This is a genomic window from Trichocoleus desertorum AS-A10 (assembly GCF_039962155.1).
Taxonomy (GTDB): Bacteria; Cyanobacteriota; Cyanobacteriia; order FACHB-46; family FACHB-46; genus Trichocoleus.
Genome location: NZ_JAMPKN010000003.1, coordinates 53,662 through 76,717 on the forward strand (window position 1 = coordinate 53,662; position 23,056 = coordinate 76,717).

General features: G+C 48.7%; 24 protein-coding genes and 1 pseudogene. 13 read left to right on the forward strand and 12 right to left on the reverse strand.

Annotated features, from left to right (window positions below):
* Positions 1-33 precede the first annotated feature (33 nt).
* On the forward strand, positions 34-891 hold the full coding sequence (gene mazG / locus NDA01_RS07015) for a nucleoside triphosphate pyrophosphohydrolase (RefSeq protein ID WP_348227379.1): 858 nt from the start codon (positions 34-36) through the stop codon (positions 889-891).
* Between the two features lie 16 nt (positions 892-907).
* Here mazG and NDA01_RS31860 read toward each other — a convergent pair.
* Positions 908-1,818 (reverse strand): annotated as a pseudogene (locus NDA01_RS31860) (ADP-ribosylglycohydrolase family protein).
* Between the two features lie 292 nt (positions 1,819-2,110).
* Here NDA01_RS31860 and NDA01_RS07030 point away from each other — a divergent pair.
* Positions 2,111-3,526, forward strand: coding sequence for a methyl-accepting chemotaxis protein (locus tag NDA01_RS07030; protein WP_348227382.1), 1,416 nt, complete (start codon positions 2,111-2,113; stop codon positions 3,524-3,526).
* Between the two features lie 133 nt (positions 3,527-3,659).
* Here NDA01_RS07030 and NDA01_RS07035 read toward each other — a convergent pair whose 3' ends face one another.
* Both NDA01_RS07035 and NDA01_RS07040 read right to left on the reverse strand, forming a co-directional pair.
* A complete protein-coding gene (locus NDA01_RS07035) occupies positions 3,660-5,702 on the reverse strand; it encodes a M48 family metalloprotease (RefSeq protein WP_348227383.1) in 2,043 nt (680 codons plus the stop codon).
* Between the two features lie 206 nt (positions 5,703-5,908).
* The gene (locus NDA01_RS07040; RefSeq protein WP_348227384.1) at positions 5,909-6,928 is read right to left on the reverse strand and encodes a histone deacetylase family protein; all 1,020 of its coding nucleotides are present in this window, start codon (positions 6,926-6,928) and stop codon (positions 5,909-5,911) included.
* A 118-nt stretch (positions 6,929-7,046) separates the two neighbouring features.
* Between NDA01_RS07040 and NDA01_RS07045 the strand changes: the two genes are divergently transcribed.
* Both NDA01_RS07045 and folB read left to right on the forward strand, forming a co-directional pair.
* Entirely contained in the window at positions 7,047-8,351 is a 1,305-nt protein-coding gene (locus tag NDA01_RS07045; RefSeq protein ID WP_348227385.1) for a glutamate-5-semialdehyde dehydrogenase, read from the forward strand.
* A 35-nt stretch (positions 8,352-8,386) separates the two neighbouring features.
* The gene (gene folB / locus NDA01_RS07050) at positions 8,387-8,821 is read left to right on the forward strand and encodes a dihydroneopterin aldolase (RefSeq protein ID WP_431193338.1); all 435 of its coding nucleotides are present in this window, start codon (positions 8,387-8,389) and stop codon (positions 8,819-8,821) included.
* 213 nt (positions 8,822-9,034) lie between these two features.
* On the opposite strand, the gene NDA01_RS07055 is transcribed toward folB, so the two are convergent.
* On the reverse strand, positions 9,035-9,898 hold the full coding sequence (locus NDA01_RS07055; RefSeq protein WP_431193339.1) for a prohibitin family protein: 864 nt from the start codon (positions 9,896-9,898) through the stop codon (positions 9,035-9,037).
* A 396-nt stretch (positions 9,899-10,294) separates the two neighbouring features.
* Between NDA01_RS07055 and NDA01_RS07060 the strand changes: the two genes are divergently transcribed.
* Positions 10,295-10,702: a Na-translocating system protein MpsC family protein gene (locus NDA01_RS07060; RefSeq protein WP_190436570.1), complete on the forward strand. Its 408-nt coding sequence runs from the start codon at positions 10,295-10,297 to the stop codon at positions 10,700-10,702.
* On the opposite strand, the gene NDA01_RS07065 is transcribed toward NDA01_RS07060, so the two are convergent.
* The gene (locus tag NDA01_RS07065; RefSeq protein WP_348227386.1) at positions 10,677-11,063 is read right to left on the reverse strand and encodes a response regulator; all 387 of its coding nucleotides are present in this window, start codon (positions 11,061-11,063) and stop codon (positions 10,677-10,679) included. The two genes, NDA01_RS07060 and NDA01_RS07065, sit on opposite strands and share 26 nt — an antisense overlap.
* Before the next feature lie 690 nt (positions 11,064-11,753).
* Entirely contained in the window at positions 11,754-12,188 is a 435-nt protein-coding gene (locus NDA01_RS07070; RefSeq protein WP_190563504.1) for a response regulator, read from the reverse strand.
* Between the two features lie 368 nt (positions 12,189-12,556).
* Between NDA01_RS07070 and NDA01_RS07075 the strand changes: the two genes are divergently transcribed.
* Complete coding sequence (locus NDA01_RS07075) at positions 12,557-12,877, forward strand: hypothetical protein (RefSeq protein WP_348227387.1); 321 nt, start codon at positions 12,557-12,559, stop codon at positions 12,875-12,877.
* 58 nt (positions 12,878-12,935) lie between these two features.
* Entirely contained in the window at positions 12,936-13,295 is a 360-nt protein-coding gene (locus NDA01_RS07080; protein ID WP_190551610.1) for a hypothetical protein, read from the forward strand.
* A 26-nt stretch (positions 13,296-13,321) separates the two neighbouring features.
* Here NDA01_RS07080 and ccmS read toward each other — a convergent pair whose 3' ends face one another.
* The 6 genes from ccmS to NDA01_RS07110 form a co-directional block, all read right to left on the reverse strand.
* Entirely contained in the window at positions 13,322-13,768 is a 447-nt protein-coding gene (gene ccmS, locus NDA01_RS07085) for a beta-carboxysome assembly chaperone CcmS (RefSeq protein ID WP_190436582.1), read from the reverse strand.
* Positions 13,769-13,851: 83 nt separating this feature from the next.
* Complete coding sequence (locus NDA01_RS07090) at positions 13,852-14,496, reverse strand: DUF4230 domain-containing protein (RefSeq protein ID WP_348227388.1); 645 nt, start codon at positions 14,494-14,496, stop codon at positions 13,852-13,854.
* Between the two features lie 115 nt (positions 14,497-14,611).
* A complete protein-coding gene (locus tag NDA01_RS07095) occupies positions 14,612-14,995 on the reverse strand; it encodes a hypothetical protein (protein ID WP_348227389.1) in 384 nt (127 codons plus the stop codon).
* 12 nt (positions 14,996-15,007) lie between these two features.
* Entirely contained in the window at positions 15,008-15,202 is a 195-nt protein-coding gene (locus tag NDA01_RS07100) for a hypothetical protein (RefSeq protein ID WP_348227390.1), read from the reverse strand.
* Positions 15,203-15,251: 49 nt separating this feature from the next.
* On the reverse strand, positions 15,252-15,560 hold the full coding sequence (locus tag NDA01_RS07105; RefSeq protein WP_190436591.1) for a hypothetical protein: 309 nt from the start codon (positions 15,558-15,560) through the stop codon (positions 15,252-15,254).
* Between the two features lie 200 nt (positions 15,561-15,760).
* On the reverse strand, positions 15,761-15,979 hold the full coding sequence (locus NDA01_RS07110; protein ID WP_190563516.1) for a hypothetical protein: 219 nt from the start codon (positions 15,977-15,979) through the stop codon (positions 15,761-15,763).
* A 251-nt stretch (positions 15,980-16,230) separates the two neighbouring features.
* On the opposite strand from NDA01_RS07110, the gene NDA01_RS07115 reads away from it, so the two are divergent.
* The 6 genes from NDA01_RS07115 to NDA01_RS07140 all read left to right on the forward strand — a co-directional run bounded on the left by NDA01_RS07115 (position 16,231) and on the right by NDA01_RS07140 (position 23,034).
* Complete coding sequence (locus NDA01_RS07115) at positions 16,231-17,295, forward strand: threo-3-hydroxy-L-aspartate ammonia-lyase (RefSeq protein ID WP_348227391.1); 1,065 nt, start codon at positions 16,231-16,233, stop codon at positions 17,293-17,295.
* 8 nt (positions 17,296-17,303) lie between these two features.
* Positions 17,304-17,558, forward strand: a complete 255-nt coding sequence (locus NDA01_RS07120; RefSeq protein ID WP_348227392.1) for an acyl-CoA thioesterase family protein — start codon at positions 17,304-17,306, stop codon at positions 17,556-17,558.
* Positions 17,559-17,729: 171 nt separating this feature from the next.
* Positions 17,730-18,062 carry a hypothetical protein gene (locus NDA01_RS07125; RefSeq protein ID WP_348227393.1) on the forward strand — a complete coding sequence of 111 codons (333 nt, stop codon included), beginning with the start codon at positions 17,730-17,732 and terminating at the stop codon, positions 18,060-18,062.
* Positions 18,063-18,178: 116 nt separating this feature from the next.
* Positions 18,179-18,736 (forward strand): hypothetical protein, encoded by a 558-nt coding sequence (locus NDA01_RS07130; RefSeq protein ID WP_348227394.1) that lies wholly within the window; start codon positions 18,179-18,181, stop codon positions 18,734-18,736.
* Positions 18,737-18,787: 51 nt separating this feature from the next.
* On the forward strand, positions 18,788-20,863 hold the full coding sequence (locus NDA01_RS07135; RefSeq protein ID WP_348227395.1) for a dynamin family protein: 2,076 nt from the start codon (positions 18,788-18,790) through the stop codon (positions 20,861-20,863).
* Positions 20,864-20,961: 98 nt separating this feature from the next.
* Positions 20,962-23,034, forward strand: a complete 2,073-nt coding sequence (locus NDA01_RS07140) for a dynamin family protein (protein ID WP_348227396.1) — start codon at positions 20,962-20,964, stop codon at positions 23,032-23,034.
* The last annotated feature ends 22 nt before the right edge of the window (positions 23,035-23,056 follow it).

Consider the following 23,056-nt stretch of genomic DNA (forward strand, 5'->3'; position numbering starts at 1 on the left):
AAAGATTAAAGTAAATAGTCTTGGTTTTTCTCCATGTCACACCCAGAGGGACAAGTTCCGCTTCCGACTACTGCTGCCCTAACTGCTTTGCAACAACTGATCGAGGTGGTGGCTAAATTGCGATCGCCCGATGGGGGTTGTCCCTGGGATTTAGCCCAAACTCCTGAGACTCTAATTCCTTACGTGATTGAGGAAGCCTACGAAACCGTAGATGCCATTCGCAGCGGCGATCAGAAGGCGATCGCGGAAGAGTTAGGAGATCTCCTGCTGCAAGTGGTTCTGCAAGCCCAGATTGCCAGCGAGCAAGGGCAGTTTAGCTTAACCGAAGTCGCCCAAGGCATTAGTGAGAAGTTGATTCGTCGCCATCCTCATGTCTTTGGGGATGTGGAAGTTGCCAGTGTGGAAGAGGTACGGCAAAACTGGGACCAAATTAAAGATCAAGAAAAAGGAGCCACAACTCAGCCCCCCCTCCTCAGCCAAAAACTCAGCAACTATGCTCGGAGCCTACCGCCTCTAATGGCAGCGATGAAAATCTCTCAGAAAGCCGCAGGAGCTGGGTTTGAGTGGGACAGCATTGACGGCGTGTGGGATAAATTCCACGAAGAACTAGCCGAGTTTCACGAAGCACTCCAAGGAGAGGACAAAGCGCACCAAGAATCAGAGCTGGGGGACTTGTTGTTCACGATCGTCAACCTCGCTCGCTGGCAAGGATTAGACCCAGCGGAAGCCCTACAAGGCACCAATCGCCGTTTTATTCAGCGGTTTGTGCAGGTTGAAGCCGTGTGCGATCGCCCCTTAACCGACTACAGTCTGGAAGAATTAGAAGCGTTCTGGCAACAAGCAAAAGCTAAGTTAGGCCACACTCAACCAACGACTCTCTCAGAGCCATAACTAGCTTGGCAAAGTTTTACGTTTCCTCAAAAGACCAGTTGGGTAAAGGTTCCCTTGCGGTGAGCCAAGCGGCAGGAATACTTTCTACCCCGCTATAGGCTGCAACAATTCCACCTACGATCGCGCAAGTTGTATCAACGTCACCAAAACCCCGTGAGGTCAGCCAAATGGCTGCTTCATAGTTGTCAAGGTGTGTCCTTGCACACCACAGGGCAAACGGAACCGTGTCTTGAGCAGAAATGCGGCTACCATTGCCTAGCACCGCAACTGCCTTCAAAACTTTGGTGTCTGCTGGTAAACCCAACGCTTTTTGAACTAGCGATCGCACTTCAGTAGGAGGCACCAACGACAAAACTTGAGTTAAAAACTCAGCACGACTGGGACGAGAGCCATTCATCCGAAATCGCCAAGCCCAAGCAGTTGCCACAGCCACCGCGATCGCGCCTGCAATTGCTTCTAGATGAGTGTGAGTCACAACAGCCGAGCGTTTGCCTGCTCAACTACAGCGTCTAAGTCATCGGCAAAATAAGCGCCTAGAGGAGCAACTCGCATGGCAGTTCCGTTCCCAAAAGACCCCTGACCTTGAAACAGACTAGCAGCCAAAACTTGCCAAGATTGACCTGAACGGATTTTTGCCAGCATGTCACCCATTGCTCGACCATATCCTCGCTTGGCATCGTAATGCTGAGCAAAGCTGGCAACTAGTGCATCTGACTGAATCTCACCATATCGGCGCAGGATAGCCACCATTGAGAGGGCCATTTGGGTATCGTCAGTGAATGACCAAGATGGTGCGGGTAGTATCTGGAATTGTTTCCACTTAGTCTCAATCTTCGGGTCACGAAAGAAGTTCTCACCGAATGCATCTCCGACGGACAGCCCTACCAAAGGGTCTTGAACTCGGCCTAGTCGGTCACTGTTTTGCATTCACCCCTCCTGTGGATGTTGTTTAATTTGCTTAATTTTTGACTTCTATTTCAAAATCATTGCAAGGAGTTACTAAGGCTGCGATCGCTCAGTATTTCCTCGGTGAAAGCAGCTAATTTTCTTTTTTAATGAACACTTAATCGGACTGAGCTATGAAATTTTGTGATCAGATTCGAGCTTGAGAAATACTAATGGGATAGCTAAGAAAAGATAATTCGAGGCTCTATCGATGTCTATACATCACGTCAGAATTATCAATCTTTGAAGCTCTTTAAAGCATCCCATAGAAAACATGATTGATTTTAGCCGCCTCAAGCTTAGAGAACGCATTTTGTTGGGTTATGGAGTGCCATTAGTCCTCACATTTGCAGCGACTGGGGTAGTAGTTGCTAATGCTAGACATGTAATCGAGCAAAGCCGCATCACAGAAGTAGGTGCCCACATTGTTCAAGAGTGTGACCGTTTAGCAATGACTCTGTATAAACGTCAGACTCATGCGCGTGGGTATCTTTTGACTCGAAATGATATCTTTGCCAAAGCCTATGAAGCCAGTGTTCAAGACTATGAGGAAAGAATAGCTACTTTAGAAAAAGTAATTGCTGTTTCGGGTGAGGACCAGGTTGAGCGCCTGCAAAGATTAAAGGTTTTAGGCAAAGAGATTTCAAAGATTAATAGAAGTCTGATTAGTCTCGTAGAGGCTGGCAAAGTCAAGGAAGCTGGTCAAGAGATGGTGAATGGTCGCATCTTAGGGCTGATTGACGAGGCTGGAGGAATCCTGAATGACCTAACTGAGCATGAAGATGAGTTGCAAGCCGAAAGAGTGAAAGCATCGGAGGAAGCCATGCGATCGCTCATTGTGATGGCTGTGGTAGGTGCGATCGCGGCGAGTTTGCTGGCAATCGTAATGGGACTATTCATTTCATCCCGCATCACTCAAACGATTAATCAGATTGTCTCAGTAGTAGCTAGCTCCTCCACAGAAATTGCCGCAGCCGTAGAACAGCAAGAAAAAACAGTTTCTCAACAAGCGGTTTCTGTGAACCAAACCACAGCAGCAATGGATCAACTGAGCGTCGCTTCTCAGCAATCCGCCGAGCAGGCAGAGTCAGCCGCTACAGGGGCACGTCAAGTGTTGGCTTTGGTCAATGGTCAGCAAGATAAGCAAGCCCGCAACAACGGCGACAGCCTGAGAGCGAAAGTGGGTCAAATTGCCGAACAGATTTTATATCTGAGTGAGCAAACCAACCAAATTGGCACAATTTCTACCTTGGTGAGTGATCTGGCGAATCAGACCAACATGCTAGCGCTGAATGCTGCTGTCGAAGCTTCACGTGCCGGAGACCAAGGAAAAGGATTTGCAGTAATTGCGACAGAAATCCGCAAACTTGCCGACCAAAGCCGCAAGTCAGCCGATCGCATTGGCACTCTTGTGACTGATATTCAAAACGCTACCAACTCTACAGTAATGGTGACGGATGAAGGCACAAAAACCGTTGAGAGCATTGTGGCTGCGGTCAATAATATTTCCTTAAGTAACCAACAGATTTTTTTGACTTCTAAGCAACAGGCGATCGCGATTCAGCAAGTGGTGGATGCCATGACTGCGATCAACCAAGGAGCCAACCAAACCGCAAGTGGCATCGGGCAAACCAGAGTGAGCACGCGGCAGTTGAGTGAAGCGACTTTGACGCTGAAAGCAGTTGTGTGATGGAGAGCGCTGTTTTGAGCAGTAAGAAGCAGGTAGCAAAAAGGGCGCAAGCGACGCGCCCCTCTATCAAGATTAATAATCAACAGAAATTTCAACAGGAACAGGAAACAGAAAAGGGGCGATCGCGCCACTTCTAGAACACGACTGGCACGACAATGGCAGCAATAATGGCTCCAGCCCCCAAAATGCACTGCCAGAAACGATGGTAGCTATCAACCGTTTTGCCACCCACTGTCTTGATCTGGGCTAAGTCTACCCAGGGCATAATGCTGCGGCGAAACCAACCTGTCGCGTTCACTTGCGAGCCTAGCAATCCTTGCACTTGATTGGCCCCAAACATGAAGTTGCCCAAAGGCCCAAAGCGAGAAGCGTAGTGGACATACATCATGCCTGTAGGGTCTTGCAGCTTCAGGTCAGAACCAAACTTATAACCCGCATCACCGCGACCAATCAACTCGCCACTGAGTTTCACGGGGCGACCGCGTAGCGGGCTAGCGTAGGGGTCAGACATTAAGCTCATCACGTCAGTCGCTTGGGCACGGCTGAAATCTGGGAACGTCACCATCATCTTGACCAAGATGCCCAGACCCAAACCGAGCAAGCTGAGAGATACTAAAACTTTCCAGCCAGCGAGCGACATCAGCGCCAAACCAATCACTAGACCGATCGCCAAGCCAATGAGCTCAGCACCGTACAACAAGAGATCAAGGGCAAAGTTGCCGTAGAGCTTGTTCTTGTTCAGGGTGCGACTTTCAGCGACCACCCGCGCCATATCGAACTCAGTTTCTAAACCCAACTGTTCGGCGTAGGTGCTCAAGGCTCGGACTCGTTTCCCGGTCAGAGGGTGGGTGGAATTTAACTCCATCAACCAACCCCAGGGGTTAAACATATCCCACAAGAAGACGCGGCCAATTTTTTCTGGTGAGGAAGCCACTCGGTAGGCAGTGCCGACTGAGCTAGCCGCTTTTGGGTCGTAAATTCCTAGCGCCCGCGTACCTTCGATTAACTTGCTGGGTTCCTTAGCTCTTTGGCCTTCTTCTAATATCCCGTAAGCAATTTTGACCAAGGCGCGAGAGAGGGCATTAGGGTTGCCTGTCGTTTCAGCCGCGAAGTGGTCGGCAAAGTATTCTCTGGTGCGAGAGAGATACAAAACTAGATAGGTGCCGATTAGGTAAAAGATGTAAGCAGCGATCGCGGCAGTTCCCATCGCATCTTTAAGCTTGTTGTCGCCACCGCCACGACTCATGCGACGGGCAAAGCTGTAGATCAGATAGGTGATCTGCACCAGGGTAGCGGCAACGGTCATCACGGCAAAGTCCCAGTGGACAATGTGCCCTAGCTCGTGGGCATACACTGTGGCAACTTCGTCATCGTCGAGGTAGGTGAATAAACCTTGGCTGACGACTAAGCGGGCACTGTTAGGCAAGGAGCCGTAGGTAAAAGCAGTGGGGTTTTCGTCGTTGATGATGCCGAGGCGGGGTTGCTTCAGTTTTTTCTGAGCACAAACTTGCTGAATTACCCGCGCTGCTTCTGGGCTATACCGCGCCACTTCTGGTAAAGAAACCCAGCGAGTGCCGTAGAACCAACCTTGGATCAAGTCCATAAACCAAGGCGAAACAAAGAAGGCGATCGCATTAAAGACCAGGGTAAATCCCACGGCAATGCCAAAGCCAACTCCTGGCTGATCGCTACCGAGAATAAACACCAGGCTCAATGCCAGAACAAACACCATGCCAAACAGCAAGGAAATTGTCACCCCCGAAGCCAGCGCTAAACTGCCACCAATCCCCGCCATGGCTAGCTTGGCTCCTGCCTTAGCCGCCCGGTTTAGTTTGCCAGTAGGCGTAGGCTGAGTTTCTGAAGCCGCAGTTCGAGGAGTTGCCTTAGTAGGCTGAGCGGGCGTTGCAGTGGAGAGTGTCTGGAGAGTTTGCTTAGCCCAAGTGTGAACCTGAGGGTTTTCGTGCAGCGACAACTGCTGGCAGAGCGCGATCGCCTTATCAGGCTGCCCTACACGTTGATATGCTTTCACTAACCACATCTGAGCTTGCAATAGTTCTTTTGATTCCGCCAAAGAACTATTGCGACAGAAAGTTTCTAATAAGTTGATAGCTTCCGAGTAGCGCCCTTGTTTTAGAGCGTCTATTCCAGCCTGGAGCGCTCCCGATTGGGATGACATAAGGATTCTCCGTAGAGAAAGAGGGGATTAAAGGGCACAAAAGCTTTAGGTCAATTCAGCAGCCTGTGCAGTTGATCTTTTGATACCCACAGATCCAATTTTTCTACGCAGAAATCCGCAAAAGTACATGCAATCTTTAAGCAATTTGGCTGAGACGCATGACCCTTTTAGCATCCGTTCACAAAAGCAGGTTGGTAGGGGTGGGTTTAGCTATAGCTCGCTAAGGTTTTTACATGACTCACAGCTGAGGCGATCGTGAGCGGTAATTTGTAACCACCTCCATGATTAGACAGCACTGGGCAGTTGGCTTTTTTCGCGACCTCTAAAACTGCTTCAGTCAGCGCTGCAAAATCCTGCTCTGTCCAGCCTGTCGTTTCTTTACCGCAGTCATCCCGATGCGAGTCGTATCCAGAGAAAATCAGAATCAAATCGGGAGTCCAAGGGATTTGGTCCAACGCAGCTCGAAAAGCAGACAGGCTTTCGTTGGCTCGGTAGAATTGACCCGTTAGCCCCATTTTGGGTGGGAAGTCATCGGCGAACCGGGCAGGTAGCAAAGGAATATTGCAATGTCCCACGGCTTCGGCAGCTGTGGTAGTACCACGTTTCAAATCTGAGGCTTTCGCCATGTACAGGTCGATCGCGCTATGGATGCTGAGGCAATACACACTGCGATCGCCACTGAAAATAGATTGCGTGCCATCACCATGATGAATATCCCAATCCACAATTAAGATTTTTTCAAAGCCTTGCTCTTGAGCATATTTCGCTGCTGCCGCCAACGGATTGAGCAAACAATAGCCATGTCCCCAGTTCGCATGAGCATGATGGCCAACCAAGCTAAAGCAGTAAGCTCGCTCTAAGTTGCCTTGTTTCATCTGGGCGATCGCCTCAAACAAGCCACCCAGCCCGTAAGCATATCCAGGTAGGCAATGCTCCAGTCCCCAGCAACCACCGAGAAGATGCGGCATCTCCAAGTTGAACTTCTCCAGTGGTTTTTCTGCCGCCAGTAACACTAACTGTTGCAAATACTCTCTGGTGTGAACTCGCAAGTATTCACTGTATTTCACCCGTCTGGCTGGGAGCGATGGATAGTCAGAGAGGCTGTTTTCTAGCTCTTGCCGAACTTTGCTGTAGTGGGGAAACGAATAACCTTTGAACGGAATCAAATGACTCGGCTTAGACGTTTGACAAGTCTGCGGGTGAAGGTAGGTGGCGAATTTAGGCATAGAGGTCTAGGAGAAAAAGCGAGAGAAATGATGGATAGACAGCATTCACCGTTAGGATTTAAAGGACAAGTCGAGATTTGCTAAACTTTGGCTTGCTTGTGGCTTTCTATCTAAACCTATGATCGCGTCTCAAGTTGCTTCCCTGTCTCTTCCCGATCTGGCTCGGCAAACCCGTCAAGCTGCGCGTAAGTTAGCGACCTTGCCAGCCGAAGCTAAAAATCAAGCGATTGAAGCGATCGCCCAAGCCTTAGAAACTGCCGCTCCAGAAATTTTGGCTGCTAATGCTGCCGACTGCGAAGCCGCTCAAGTTGCAGGCATTAGCAGTTCTCTCTATGCTCGCTTAAAGCTGGATGAAAGCAAACTAAAAGCCGCGATCGCGGGAGTGAGAGATGTCGGACGCTTAGCTGATCCGGTGGGGCAGGTGCAAATTCACCGCGAACTCGATCAAGGCTTGGTAATGAAGCGGATCTCTTGCCCATTGGGTGTGTTGGGCGTAATTTTTGAAGCTCGGCCCGATGCCGTGATGCAGATTTCTTCTTTGGCGATCAAGTCTGGAAATGGTGTAATTCTCAAAGGTGGGCAAGAAGCGGTGCGTTCCTGCGAAGCCTTAGTGAAAGCCATTCATGCAGGATTAGCTCAGACCGAAATTGATCCTGCTGTAGTGCAACTCTTGACTACCCGCGAAGAAACCTTAGAGTTGCTGAAGCTCGATCAATATGTGGATTTGATCATCCCTAGAGGTTCCAATTCTTTTGTGCGTTTCGTCCAAGACAACACGCGGATTCCAGTCTTAGGACATGCCGATGGTATTTGTCATCTGTATGTAGACAAAGCGGCTGATATTCAGAAAGCAGTGGCGATCGCCGTAGACTCCAAAACTCAATATCCTGCGGCTTGCAACGCGATCGAAACGCTACTTGTTCACACAGACATTGCTTCAGAGTTCTTGCTAGAAGCAGCTCCAGCGTTCCAAGCCAAAAATGTAGAACTGCGCGGAGATGAACGTACTAGAGCAATTTTGAATATTGCTGCCGCCACAGAAGCCGACTGGTCTACCGAGTACAGCGATTTAATTCTGTCGATTAAAGTGGTAGACGATTTAGCTGCTGCGATTGATCACATCAACACTTATGGCTCACGGCATACAGAAGCGATCGTCACAGAAGACCCTAAAGCCGCAGCTCAGTTTCTAGCCGAAGTTGATGCGGCAGGTGTGTACCAAAACTGCTCGACTCGTTTTGCCGATGGCTTCCGCTATGGCTTTGGAGCTGAAGTGGGCATTAGCACCCAAAAAATGCCGCCTCGCGGTCCTGTGGGACTAGAAGGATTGGTAACTTACAAGTACGAGATCACGGGGGATGGGCACATTGCTGCTACCTACGCTGGCCCCGCCGCCAAACCATTTACCCACCGAGATCTGTAATAACTACCTCTCTTGCAACACATCACTAAGGGCGAATGGCCATTTGCCCCTACAAAGTCACTTTGGTTTCAACTGCCTTACTGCTGAATCGACACATGGACTGCATTCAACTGACGGGAATTCGCGCTTACGGTTACACAGGCTTTTTGCCAGAAGAACAAGTTTTGGGCCAATGGTTTGAAGTGGATTTAACCTTGTGGCTGGACTTGTCTAAATCGGGAGCGAGCGATCGCATTGAAGACACTCTGGACTACCGCAACGCCATCGAAACGGTGAAGCAACTGATTAAAACCAGCCAATTCGCTTTGGTCGAGAGATTAGCCAGCGCGATCGCAGAGTCTCTACTGCAACAGCCTGCTCACCCAGCTCAACCTGTCGTGGAGCAAGTCCGAGTGCAACTGTCTAAACCTGCTGCCCCGATTCCTGACTTTGGTGGCAGAATTACCATCGATATTACCCGTACTCGTTAGCCACCCGATGCAGCCCCCGCTCAAAACAGAAACTCCACCTCCGTGCATGCCGCTACAAAAGGTGGAGCTATAAAACCCAGTTAGGAGGTATCTTAAAAACCAAGGTAGCCCTAGAAATCTAGACTTTTCCTGACTTTTAATAAGTTCTTAAGCTCTAGTGGCTCTTGAGGCAAGCTTTTGGTTAGATTCGCTACATTTAAGCTATTTATTGAGCTAACGGCGCTGATTTAAGGTCGCAGGATCAATATTGACTAGCGGCAGAGTGCCATTGCCACCCATGACAGTCGGAAAGCGGCCATCCCATTTTTCGATCGCCTGCTGCTGCAATAGCTCTGACGTTAAAGTCAGTCGCTGCAATCGCTGAGCTTCTGCTTGGCCTTTAGCGCGGTTCACAGCGGCCTCTGCGTCCTGCTTCGCTCGAAGTGCAGTAAATTCTGCTTGTTTCGCCTCTTGCTCAGCAATTTGCTTCGCTTCGATCGCTTTGTTGAACTCTGGCGAGAACCCAAAGTTGACCAACGAGACATCATCTACCAGCAGCCCATAAGATGCTAAGCGCTTCTTCAACTGGTCATCGATTTCGCCTTTTAGCTCGGTGCGCTTGGTAAGAATCTCTTCGACGTTCTTCTTGGCAGTCGCGGCTTTCACTACTTCAGAAACCGCAGGCGTAATAATGCCGCTGACAATTTGTTCTTTGCTGCCAATTCGTTGATAGACCGTATTAACTTGCGCCGGATCGATATGCCAGTTGATGGCTACTTCTGTGGTGACATCTTGTAAGTCCTTGGAAGCAGCACGGGCATTAATGTCGTCCTTCTGTACTCGGACACTCATTTTCTTTACCGAGGTCAGAACTGGCATTACTGGGTGGATGCCTTCATCTAACACTTGATTTTGGACTTTGCCAAAGTGCATCACCACGCCCCGCTCCCCAGCGTTGACGATGACAAAGGGGCGAAAAAGCACTGCTCCTAGGAGAAGGGTCACTCCTCCAGCAATGTAGAGAGCTGTATTAGCAGATGGTAGGGGTGGCATTCCGCGTGAGTTGGGTAATGCAGACCGAGTTGACTTTCCAGTCATGAGAGTTGCTCTGAATTTTAAGTTCTTTAAGTAGAAGCGGGTCACTTCTTACCTAACAAAGTGCCCTTGTTTACTTCAACAGTTGCGATCGCTTTGATTCCGCAGAAACTTTGTACATCACAAATCCAACTTAAGGCGCTACCAGTTGCCACTTAATGACTTAGAGCAAACTTTCGTTCCGTGCTGAAAGTTAAAAACCGCACTGCTGATTCGTAGGAAGTATCAAATAAGAAACAACTACCTAAGTAGGTAAATTTTATTGGGAATAAGAAAGTTAAAAACGCCCGTGTGGTAAATTAATGAAAAGAAATCATTCCTAATAAAGCTCCAACAAGGTTTGCACAGATTTACATCGCTAAATCTCAAACCTTTCATTCCTTGGTTACCCTTTTGTCTATGACAGCTACCCCTACCCGTGGGCAACTAGAACGCACTCTCTCGCAGCGGATTCAAGCGCTCTATCGCGAGCAGCTTGGGCATCAGCCTAGTAAAGTAACCTGCCAACTGTTTGATGAGAAATTAGCGATCGTTCTAGAAGACTCCATCACCCCTCCCGAGCAGTTGTTGGCGAACAGTGGTCAAGAAGAACTCGCTAAACAAGTCCGGGCGGATCTATCTAAAGCCATTGAGCCGCAATTGAGGGAGTTGATTAAGGAGGTGCTGGGGGTTGAGGTGCTAGATCTACTCAGCGACGGCAAAATCGATACTGGACGAACTGGCACGATTGCGGTTTTAGGAGCAACGCCCACTGTTCGCGATCCAGCTTCTACCCCTAAAGCTAAAAGGCAGGGGGAGGAGAACTAAGATAGCGGTGAATCAGCTCTTCTAGGTCATCAACCATGTAGGGCTTACTGATGTAGTCGTTGCAACCTGCTTCTAGAAAGCGATCGCGATCTTCTTTTCTTGCCATTGCTGTGACTGCAATAACCGGAATCCTCAGGGTTTCGGGATTTCGTCTTAAGCAGCGTACGATTTCTGCACCGTCCAAATCGGGGAGCATTACATCTAACAAAATTAGATCTGGCAACTGCTCTTCAGCCATACTCAAAGCCATTAAGCCATTCGTTGCAGTAATGAACGAATAGTTTCCTAAACTTAGGACTTGGCTAATGAGTAACAAATTGTCCTCATCATCATCAACCGCCAAAATCAATGGTTGTTTCACACAATTTGGCTGATCGGTTTCCAGGAAACATTTCAAATCCATATCCTGCCTCTGGGACGAAACGAGCGCACCTGCGATCCCTAACAGAAGCTTGGACGAGGCATTTCCGAAGCGGCAATTTGGCGCTTACTTGTGGCGAACTGGCTCGTAGCTATTTGGTCAGGTTGAACGCTCTAGATTTTCTCGATAAAGCATGAATCAACCATTTATAAGATTTCTTGGTTCTTGATTCTACAAGAGATTCGTAAATAAAACGAACTTTCTGAGACGAAATAATACTGAGTGTAACTGTCTTTAATGTAGTTTTGGACCTCACTGGATTCAAATGTTGCATTACTTTAAGACAATCTCTCAATAAGAGCTGACTCAGTTGATAAATCCAATGATGAAGCCAACTTTTATAGATGCCTTATAAAGTCATCGTCACCCCAAGCTGAGCAAACGAGGCATTCTCTCAGCGACTACGAGCAAATATTGAGAATGGCTCGGAATTAAAACCACAAGGTTGACCACTTACTTGAGCAGATTGAAGCAAGTTGTGAAGCTTCTGACAAAAACTACCAGCACTTAAACGGAGTCTAAGGTCAAATCTTAGTTGATTTCGCGAAAAAACTGAACAGTTTGCTTAAAAGCTTAGCTCTCAGCCTTTTTTCGGCTGAATTCTTTTGTTTCTACGACTTATCTGACAAACTAGCTAGCTTGGTAAAAACCAATCTGGTTTAGCGTGCGATAGATTAAACCTTCTAGGCCCTCTAGAGTATAGGGCTTGCTAATGTAGTCATCCCAGCCTAGCTGCAAGATTTGTTCTCGGTCTTCTACTCTAGCCAAAGCTGTTACGGCAATGACGGGAATTGCCTGAGTTTGAGGATGTTGTTTGAGTTGTTGAATGACTTCAACGCCGCTGATATCTCGCAAGACAACATCCAACAAAATCAGATCGGGTTGATATCTCTTAGCTAAGTTGAGAACCGTTTGACCTTGCAAGGTGTTGATACAAGCAAAGCCGAACACCTTCAGAATTTGAGAGAGAAGCAACAAGCTATCCTCATCGTCATCCACTACCAAGATTAGAGGCTGTTTCACCCAAAGATGCTGGTGCTTATGGCGGAAGGACTCCACATTCATGGTCGATTCGTCAATGATTTGTCATGAGCTTAGTGATTCTGAGAGAAATCCAGGTACTGTCTGCACCCAAAGCGCCAAATTTCATCTCAGTTTAATACAAATCATCGGAAATCTAAATAATTTCTTAAGGATTTTCGCCTGAGCTGTTCTATGCTGTACTCTAAGAAACTTTTTTTCAGCAGAGTAGATAAAATGTTTAGCTTGAGTCTGGCTCTAAGCCAATTGGCGGAATCATTCGAGGCGATCGCTTTCTAGCCAAAGGTGGAGGTTAGGTTTTATGAGGACGTGTTACATTCGTTAATAATACTTAATAAACACTAAGTATTATTGCCCTTGCTCAAGTTCTTGATACCGTAACTTCTGCCCTTATGTTGCCAATAGTTGTTAACGAAGAGCTAGTCCACCGCTTCAATTTCTATCTCCATACTTCTGTCAAACAAGGGATGCGTCATCAAGACGAGCTGTATGCCCTTGCTCAGGAATTTAGCCAAACGGCTCGGCTAACGGCTTACCAAAAGGCTTGTGAACTGGTAGAGCAGGGAGTTCCAGTTGTGGTTACTGCCTCCAGCGTAGGATATGCGGTTTGGGTAAGCTTGCGATCGCTAACCCAAGTTCCCGAAAAAACGACTCGCCAGCCTAAGCCCACTCTCTCTAGTTTGCCTTCAAGGCTGGAGCTTTGCTCAGCTTAACCCTTTAGCTGGCTGGCGTTCAGCTACCTCTACCCTTGCAACTACGGTTCCCTAAACAATGAAAATTCGGATTTCTTCAGAGTTGTCTGACGCAGACTTATATGCAATTTGCGAAGCTGCGGATGTGCTGGCTTGTGAGTGCCCTAGCTATTTAGTCCGTCTGGTGCAAGAGGTGAGAGCTTTTCGTCAATATACGACTGACTGTATCCAGCAGTTTCCAGAAGATGCTACGACTCATCACTGGCTAACGGGTCGAGCCAAGCAGGTGGAAAGTCTGCTGTGTCAAACGATTGTGGAACTGTTGCAGAAAGAAAATCTGATTGATGAACAGAATCAAGTTTGTCTAACTCAGCTTTCCGATCGCTCACGGTCTTTAGCATTAGCAGGGTATCAACCTGAAGTGCGCCTAGCAAGTTAACCTGAGTAGGCAGCGATAATCGAGAGCTAACTCCACTGACTCAAGTACTGATTGAGCTGTTGCTCGATTTGCTGTAAGTGTGCCTCGCCGTTGACTAGACTTTGCTCGTAACATTGCGGGGGTGTAGGTTCTGGTTTGAACTGGATTAGCTTAAACTCAAACCCTTTACCAGTCCCCAAACCGAGGATTAAAACTTCTTCCTCAGGTTGATTAGCATCAATAATTCCGAGAATTTCTTGAATTTGGTTATCTACTTTGCGGTTGAGTTCGGCGATCGCGGCAACAGAGCAAAACACCAGATGGGGAGTCGGTTGAAAGTCAACTCCTAAAACTCCTGGCTCCGCCTCCGAGTGTTGCGCTAGTCCCCAAGCCAAGGCCGCTAATTCTGGTTTGTGCGATTCAACAAATAGTTCTAGCTGCTGCCGCCAACTTTGCTCAGTGGGGTCGAGTTTGGAGCTGAAAAATTCTGGCATCGTATTGGTTCCTTTCCAGATGGTTGCACACAGCAAAAGCGGGACTGCCAATGATTTTAGATGGAAGTGGTACCCGTAGCATTTTAGGTTGCGGCACAGGCTGCTGGTAGAGGTGGCTGAGTTGTAATGACAACTTGCGAGTACCCAGTGGTGCGGAGGAGCTGGCTAACCACTTGCTGAGCGCGATCGCTGGCTTTTTGCAATACTCCTTCTTGGCAAGCAGTGGCCACAATTTTTTTCAGGGCTTGTTGCTCTGCTAAGGTTTGTAGATTTGGCGCGACATCTGGCCCTAACCCTAAAAGACCGCGATCGTAGTCGTACACTTGCGATCGCGTTACATCAATTTTGGCATCAAGGATACGCGGAGGCGGCAGGCGGATTTGGATGATGTCGCCATTAATAACCACATCTTGGGGTTGTAGCTGTCCTAAATCAACCCCTGCTCGCACTTCACCATAGGCAATGTACAGCAGCTTGGTAGTTCCGACCACAAACCCTGCCAACTCGCGATTTTGATGCGTCGGTACAATGGCCTCCATCGCAAAGACTGTGGTACTCAGCTCACTCACGCCTTGAATTTGCCGCAACGCTACCGATCGCACATCCACTTGGGGCGCAGTTTCAGTCGGTCGCCACAGGGCTTGTAAATCAAGCCAAAACTGCTGCCCAGAACGCCAAACTCCCAACAACATAATTAGGGCTATAAGGGCGAGCGCGCCGGTTGACATCCAAATTAGTTGATACAGAAACCCATTTTTGTGAGTCGGCGATTGCTGAGGATGTGCGTCTCTCATGGTCCACAGTTGTAGGTTTGCCTAACTCGATCTTAGGTGGGAACTGCGGTCAGCGCGATCGTGGGGCAGGGTTAGCTTTTTCCAAACGAGTCATGCGAGCTTCTACATTCGTCACTCGCTCTTTTAACTCAATTAGCAAGGTTGCTAGGCGGTCCAAAATGGGTGTAGTTGCAGGAGTTGGATTAGGTGGTGTAATGGTAGGTGCCGTAGGACGACTAGGCTCAGACAGGCGGGTACCAGAACGACTCAAACTGTAGATTTGAGCCTCTAAACGGCTGATCTCAGCTCGTAGTTGATAGCCATCTGACTCTAACCGGGCCAAGCGAGATTCTAATAGGGCTGTGGATTGAGCCGCCAAACGCCCTGGCAACAGCACTAACCCCACGATGACTAAACCAGTAAAACCTAGAATTTTTAGCCAGGGACGATTCATAGAAGTTGCCTCCTAAATAGATTCGGGATTGACCTCAGGAGGCAAGTCTGGAGCAGGAGGTTCGGGTTCAGGGTCTGAGTTAGGCTCAGGCTGTGGTTCAGGAGTCGGAGCCGTCGTTTCAGGCTCCGATTCCGGCAGAGGTGTTAAATCAGGTCCACGCTCGGGGCTGGTTTGAATCTGTCTGAGGGACGTGAGGGAAGCAGCCATACAAGTACCTATCAGTAGTATGGTCAACAGGGGAAACCCTAGCGATCGCTTAGCTGCCAGATCGCTCTAGGGGAGCTTGATTCGTTTGGGGCGTAGGTGCTGTAAAAGCCAAATTCCATGTAGAAGTCACTCCTAGCATGCAAACACCCGCAACTAGCCACGCTAAGGCTACCTCAATACGATTAGGTTTAGAGGCCAGAGTGGTGGGCGAAGCCGCGATCGCCAGTTGCATAATGGGGGGCTTGTGGTCAGACAGCTCTAAGGATTCAGGTTCGGTATAAGGCTCTAGAGCTTGTCTGTAGGCGGGAGAAATGAGGGGACGGGGGCTAACTGCAAGCTTGTTTTCCGAAGGGGACACAGGGAACATATAAAACAGGGATTTAATAGAAGCTATTTTTAGATTTAACTTGAAGGCAAGTAGCCTAGCCTCCTTCAAGTGAGACAGGTTCAGCCTTACCCAGTCTCTGTCACAGGCATAGTATGAGGTGTCAAAATAATGTTGTTAGCGACACTCCCGATAGAGACCCTGCAAGTGCTGCCTGAAAAACTTAGACCAACTCATTGGCCTGACTGCTGTTGTTGCTTTTCTGGGTCAATTTGCTCTCGCTCTGACGCTTTCTGCTGAGCATCTTGAGCGGCATTTTTAGCTTTATTCACTGGAGGTAAGCCTGGCGTCGTTGCTTGTGGCGGTTCACTCTCAGTTGCACACCCAATCGTCAATACCACGAACACTAAAGCGATCGCTCCGTGTCTCAATCTGTGCACAAGTTTGGGCATCCTGCTCCCCTAGAACCAGAACCTAGCTCTAGCATACCCATTAACTGGCTTTCAGTGGATCTATCTAGGTATCGAGGACAAATCACATCTACTTGTGATGATCTTAACGCATCCTTATATGGGTCAGCCGTGCCCCAGTGGAGATGCCATTGCTAAGCTGTTTAGCTGAGCCTGATTAGCTGAACCTGAGGCGATCGCCACTAGCAGGTAACCTTCATGCAACTGGTTGTAGAAACTACCGCAATCCCGGTATGACTGATTCTGAACCGATGGCAACCCCTGACTTACCTACCCCGCTCGGGCCTTTGTTAGTCACCTATGACGACATTGCTAGTGCGGCTCAAAGACTAATGGGCCAAGCAACACGGACTCCTGTAATCACTTCGCAAACTGTCAATCAACGCACTCAGAGCCAAGTTTTCTTTAAGTGCGAAAACTTTCAACGCACAGGCTCATTCAAGTTTCGAGGAGCCTATAACGCTCTGGCCCAACTGACAAAAACCCAGAAAAAGCAAGGTGTTTTGGCGTACTCCTCTGGGAACCATGCTCAAGCGATCGCCCTAGCGGGAAAAATTTTAGAGATTCCCACGACGATTGTGATGCCAGAAGATGCGCCAGCGGTGAAGCAAGCAGCCACGCGAGAGTATGGGGCAGAAGTAGTGCTTTACAACCGCAAAACCACCTCACGCGAAGAGTTGAGCCAAAGCTTAGTTTGCGATCGCGGCCTCACCTTAATTCCTCCGTTCGATCATCCTCAGGTTGTTGCAGGGCAAGGGACTACTGCGAAGGAACTGATTGAGGAAGTGGGACCACTGGATCTCCTGTTGGTGTGTTGTGGCGGTGGAGGATTGCTGTCTGGTTGCGCGATCGCAGCTCAAGCTCTCTCGCCTCAGTGCCAAGTGATGGGGGTAGAACCTGCCCGCGCCGACGATGCTACCCGCTCTTTCTATACTCGCACTCTGCAAACGGTTCACAACCCTGACACCATAGCTGATGGAGCCAGGACTCCTGCTTTAGGCCAGGTGACGTTTCCTTTGGTTTTGCACTATGTCCATGACATGGTGACGGTTTCAGAAACAGCAATTTTACGAACCATGTTTTGGCTCTGGGAACGCCTCAAGATTGTGGTGGAACCCACAGGAGCGCTAGCGGCAGCGGCCTTGCTAGAGGGAGTGGTTTCTGTCCCCAATGCTCGCATTGGTGTGCTCATCAGTGGCGGCAATGTAGACCTGAGCCAAGTAGGGCAACTGATGGCTAAGGTGAGAAAAAAGCCCAAATCAGAAAAACCCTTACCCCTAGCCAGAGAGCTGAGTTAGACGGAGCAGTGAGCGCTTCTCCATCTTCAGTCCAGCGATTTGTTCTATTAGTAGAGATCGGAAAAATCGCTGAACTGAAAGGCGATCGCGCGGATATAAATCAGGAGATAGAAACTAGGAGAAGTAATGCAGCGGTTTGTCACTCGCTTCTTGTGACAGCAGAAGCATTATGGGTCTGGGTAGAGCGCACCACCACGCGACCACATCCGATTTCAGAGGCATTGTTACAGGGTTTTCAAGTTCAAGTGCGATCGCCTAAGTGATCTTAAAGATTTGGTTAAGTAGCATCCCCCTTTAGAATGAAAAATTTTTAATTTAGTCTAGGCAGTGCCAGGTCGGGAAGGCTAAGGTTGTGGAGCAGTTCCTTGCCTGCTTCAGATCCAAACCTGGGTTAGGCATCTATTCACTCCACCCCGTCAGGACTTTCACGACCCATGAACCCTAGCAGTAACCCACAAGAAGAATTGCGACGGCGAGAAAAAGAATTGCAAGAGCGAGAACATGCCTTGCGGCTCCGGGAGCTAGAAGCTGAAATCAATCAAACACATCAGCCCCCTCTTTATGAAACTGCGAAACACCAGCCATCTAAAAAGTCATTGCAGCAATGGTCCAAGCAGCTGGTGAATGTGGCTCAGTTTATGGGCATCGCAGTTGCGGTGATCATCACGATTCGGATTGCAACCTGGCTTACGGGGGTGGTGATTGTGGGAGGAGTAGCTTGGGTCGCGTACAAACTGTTTTTTGAAAGCGATCGCTCTAGACGTTGAAAATAGCTACGTTTCGATTCGAGGCAGCAGCGACTAGACAAGAATTAATCGGGCTGTTCCCTCTCTAAAGCTACTTTTACAACGCCCTCTTCCTCCCCTTCATAGGGGTTTTACCCATGAAAAACTGGCCTGCTTGGATTCCGGTACCGAGTGCATGGATGAGCGCTGTACTGTTGGTTTTGCTAACGGGTAGCCTTGCTTTTGCAGTGAAACTAATTTGGCAAATGGGCTATTTTATGGCTCGATTCCTGCCACCTGTGGCAATCTCCTTTGGCGTATTGGCGCTGCTCTCTCCCATTGTGATCATTGCAATTTTTCATCATTTATTACACCTATTTCTCGATCGCTTTTTTCCCGAAACGCGATCGCCTGAAATGGAGCCCAATTTAGGGTTTTTTCCCAGCCTCATGAGTTGGTGGGAAGGCGTGATGGGATGGTCAGCCATTCTATTAGCGACTTTGGCAACCGTTGGGATTGTGGGCCCCTTCTTGCCCACTTGGCGATCGCTTTACCCCTTATATTCCATGTTTTTAGCTTGGGATAAAACTCACTATTTATTCACGATTCCGACAGTAGTTTGGGTGATTGCGGCTGCCTACATTTATCACTTCGAGCATGTAGTTCGTCATCATCTGATTGCAGTTGGGGCAGAAAATCGAGCAAATCGACGTTAAACCAAGATTCTATTTAGGCATCAAGTTATTTCCTTAATTGAGGCAGGATTCATGAGCGTCAAAGTTGAGGCGGAAGGTTTGTTACTCGATCTAGATCGAGTTGCCAGAGTGCGGCATCAAATGGCTCAACATTTAGACAATATTTCGGGAGCCTTGAGTAGAGCTGAGGTGGAGAGTAGCCAAGCTTCTGGCAAGCTGGAGTTAGACGGAGAGATTCAAGATTTAAACCTCACTAGCCAGAACTTGCGCCAAGGTGTGTTCCGCCTGCTAGTTTTGGGAGATATCAAGCGGGGTAAAAGCACATTGCTCAACGCCTTGATTGGCGAGAACCTGCTGCCCAGCGATGTTAGTCCTTGCACTGCTCTGCTGACTGTATTGCGCTATGGCCCGGAAAAGCAAGTTACAGTCTACTTCAAAGGCGATCGCCCGCCTGAGCGCTTAGACTTCACCAACTTTAGGCAAAAGTACACAATAGATCCGAGCGAAGCCAAACAGCTAGAGGAAGTCAAGCAACTCGCTTTTCCCCAGGTCAGCCATGCTGTGGTGGAATATCCTTTACCCTTCCTACAAAAGGGTGTGGAGATTGTTGATAGTCCTGGACTAAATGACACCGAAGCACGCAACGAATTGTCGCTTAGCTACATCAACAATTGCCATGCGGTTCTGTTTGTCTTCCGAGCTTCCCAGCCCTGCACCCTGGACGAACGCCGCTATTTAGAGAATTATCTTAAAGACCGAGGACTCACCGTTTTCTTCTTGATTAATGCTTGGGACGAAATTCGCAAAAGCTTAGTTGACTTGGATGATGCCGAGGAACTGCGAGAGGCAGAAGCCAAGCTGCGGCAGGTGTTTCGCACGAACTTAGCGGAGTATTGCCGCGTCGATGGTCAAGAACTGTATAACCAGCGCGTCTTTGAACTGTCCTCACTTGATGCTCTGCGTCGCCGCCTCAAAGATGCTGCCGACCCGCTAACCGGAACAGGTTTCCCGGAATTTGAAGCCGCACTTAGTCGCTTTTTGACTCAAGAACGTGCTGTGGCAGAGCTGCGCCAAGCGACGACTTTGGCTCGCCAAGCCTATAACCATGCTCACGAAGCGATCGCCCGTCGTATCCCGCTGCTCGATCAGGATGTGCAGGAACTAAAGGAACGCCTGAAGTCTGTGGAGCCAGAATTTGCCAAACTGAATGAGATTCGCGATCAGTTCCAAGCGGAAATCCGAGAGCTACGCGATCGCAAAGCCAAGGAGATTGCGACTGATTTCTGCTCCTACATTCTCAATTTAGGCACCACGTTCGACACTGATTTCTTGCGCTACCAACCAGACATTAGTTTTTGGGATTTTCTCTCTCAGGGACGGCGAGAGGAGTTTAATGCTGCTTGTCGGCAAGCGTTTGAGCGTTACATCAACGAAAAGATCGTAGCTTGGCAACGTACGGCTGAGCAGGAAATCAGCGCTGCCTTTGCTGAGCTGGGTAGAAGTGCTGCCAGCTATGGCACTGATTACAACCGCATCACCGACACCATCACTGAGAAGTTAATCGGGCAAACCATCTACACAGGCAACGCTTCATCAGAAAATAACTCTCCGACTTGGGCGAGATGGGCGATGGGATTCTTCTCCCTAACATCGGGCAATATTGCTGGGGTGTTTCTGGCGGGAGCAGGGTTTGATTGGAAAAACATCCTGGTCAACTATATTGCGGTGATTGGTATTACCAGCTTTCTAGCGCTGTTTACAGGTGCCTTTATTGGGCCGATTGGTATTATGTTGGTCGGTTTAGGGATTGGTGCTTTGCAACTGGATCAAGCTCGCCAAGAGTTTGTTAAAGCCACGAAAAAAGAGTTCGTCAAACATCTCCCTGATATCGCTCGCGATCAATGGAACCCAATCAATCAACTGATCAAAGATTGCTTTGATGCCTATGAGCGAGAAGTGATGAAGCGGATCAATGATGATATTCAAGCACGCAGAGCTGAACTGGACAATTTAGTAGCGCAGAAGGAATCCCATGAGATTAATCGGGAAGCGGAAGCTAAGCGGTTACAAGCCTTAGACGCAGAAGTATTGTCCGAAATCCGTACCGTTGAATCAGTTTATAACTCCATGTTGCTTCTATCCGTTTAGCTGTGATCAACGATTAGGGATATGCCAATTCCTGACTAGCTGGCAATCGCGTCTACTTTTAACTGCTCATTTCGCTCCACTAAAAAACATCAACAACCATGAGTGCCAAAATTGAAGCGACAGGATTTCTCAACGATTTAGATCGCGTGGCTCAAGTGCGATCGCAGGTCGCCAACTCTTTGGGCCGCATGGTCGATACCCTGAAACAATCCGAGTTAGAGGGAGCCAGTAGTTCGGGGCAGCTCGGTTTAGAACGTGATATCGAAGATCTCGCTGTAGCCAGCAAAAACTTGCAGCAGGGCGTATTTCGGCTGTTGGTATTGGGTGACATGAAGCGGGGCAAGAGTACCTTCCTGAATGCGCTGATCGGAGAAAACCTGTTACCTAGTGACGTCAATCCTTGCACCGCTATCCTTACAGTGTTGCGCTACGGGCTGGAGAAGAAAGTGACAGTGCACTTCAATGACGGCACTCGTCCAGAACAGCTCGACTTCAAAACTTTTAAGCAGCGCTACACAATTGACCCAGGAGAGGCTAAACAACTAGAACAACAGAAAAAACAGGCTTTCCCCAACATTGATTGCGCGATTGTGGAATACCCGCTTCCTCTGCTGCAACGCGGTGTAGAGATTGTGGATAGCCCAGGGTTGAACGACACGGAAACGCGGAATGAGTTATCTCTCGGATACATCAACAACTGCCATGCGATTCTGTTTGTTCTACGGGCTTCTCAACCTTGTACGTTGGGTGAACGCCGCTACCTGGAAAACTACATCAAGGGACGAGGGCTGACGGTTTTCTTTTTGGTGAATGCTTGGGACCAGGTGCGGGAAAGCTTGATTGACCCTGATGATACTGAAGAATTAGAAGAGGCCGAAACCAAACTACGGCGTGTTTTCAAAGCCAACCTAGCAGAATATTGTGTGGCTGATGGCTATGACATCTACGAAGAACGGGTATTTGAGTTATCTTCGCTCAAAGCCCTGCGCTTGAGAGTCAAGAATCCAGACGCTGCTCTCGCTGGTACAGGCTTCCCAGAGTTTATGGGCGCACTGAACATCTTTTTAACCCAGGAGCGAGCCATCTCTGAGTTGCGGCAAGCCAGAACTTTAGCGCGGCAAGCAGCTACTCATGTAGGAGAAGCGATCGCCCGTCGTATCCCTTTGCTGGATCAAGATGTGAATGAACTCAAACAACGAATCAACTCGGTAGAACCAGAGTTCGTCAAACTCACCGAGATTCGCGACCAATTTCAAGATGAGATCCGCAACTTGAGAGATCGTCGAGCCAGAGCGATCGCGGATTCCTTCCGTACTTATGTACTGAACCTGGAGCATACCTTTGAGCAAGACTTTTTGCAGTACCAACCGAATTTGCAATTCATGGACTTTTTCAGTCAAGGCAAGCGAGAAGCATTTGCAGCAGAGCTAGAGAAATCCTTTCAGCAATATGTCAATGACAAGTTCTGCGCCTGGAGCCTCACCGTGCAAAAGGATATGGAAGCCGCATTTACCCAACTCTCCAGCAGGGCTGCGAACTATGGTGCCTCTTATACCCAAGTCACTGACCAAATCACGGCCAAGTTAACCGGACAGAAAATTCAAACTCGCACCAACGCCTCAACTGAAGATGATTCTCCGGCTTGGGCGAAGTGGGCAATGGGTTTAGTTTCTCTCGCCAGAGGCAACTTAGCGGGCGTAGCGATGGCGGGCGCAGGCTTCGATTGGCAAAATATTTTGCTCAACTTCCTGACTGTGACCAGCATTGCCGTGGTGGCGTCGTCTATGTTCGGTATTATGCTCGGTCCCTTGTGGCTGGGCTTAATTGGCTTAGGAATGGGAATGGCGCAAGCCGATCAATCCCGCAAAGAATTAGTAAAAGCCACGAAAAAAGAGCTGGTGAAACACTTGCCGCAGGTGGCTCAAGAGCAGTGGCAACCCATTTACAGTGCGATTCAAGAATGTTTTGATTCCTACGAGCGCGAGGTGATTAAACGCATCAACGACGACATTCAATCGCGTAAAGCTGAGCTAGAAAACCTCTTGCGACAAAAAACGTCCCATGAAATTAACCGTGAGAATGAAATCAACCGCCTCAAAGGAATTGAAAAATCTGTCCTCTCTGACAGTCAAAACGTTGAGACGGCCTATCAAAACTTACTTAGGGTTTAAGCGCGATCGCGCTTTGCCCCTC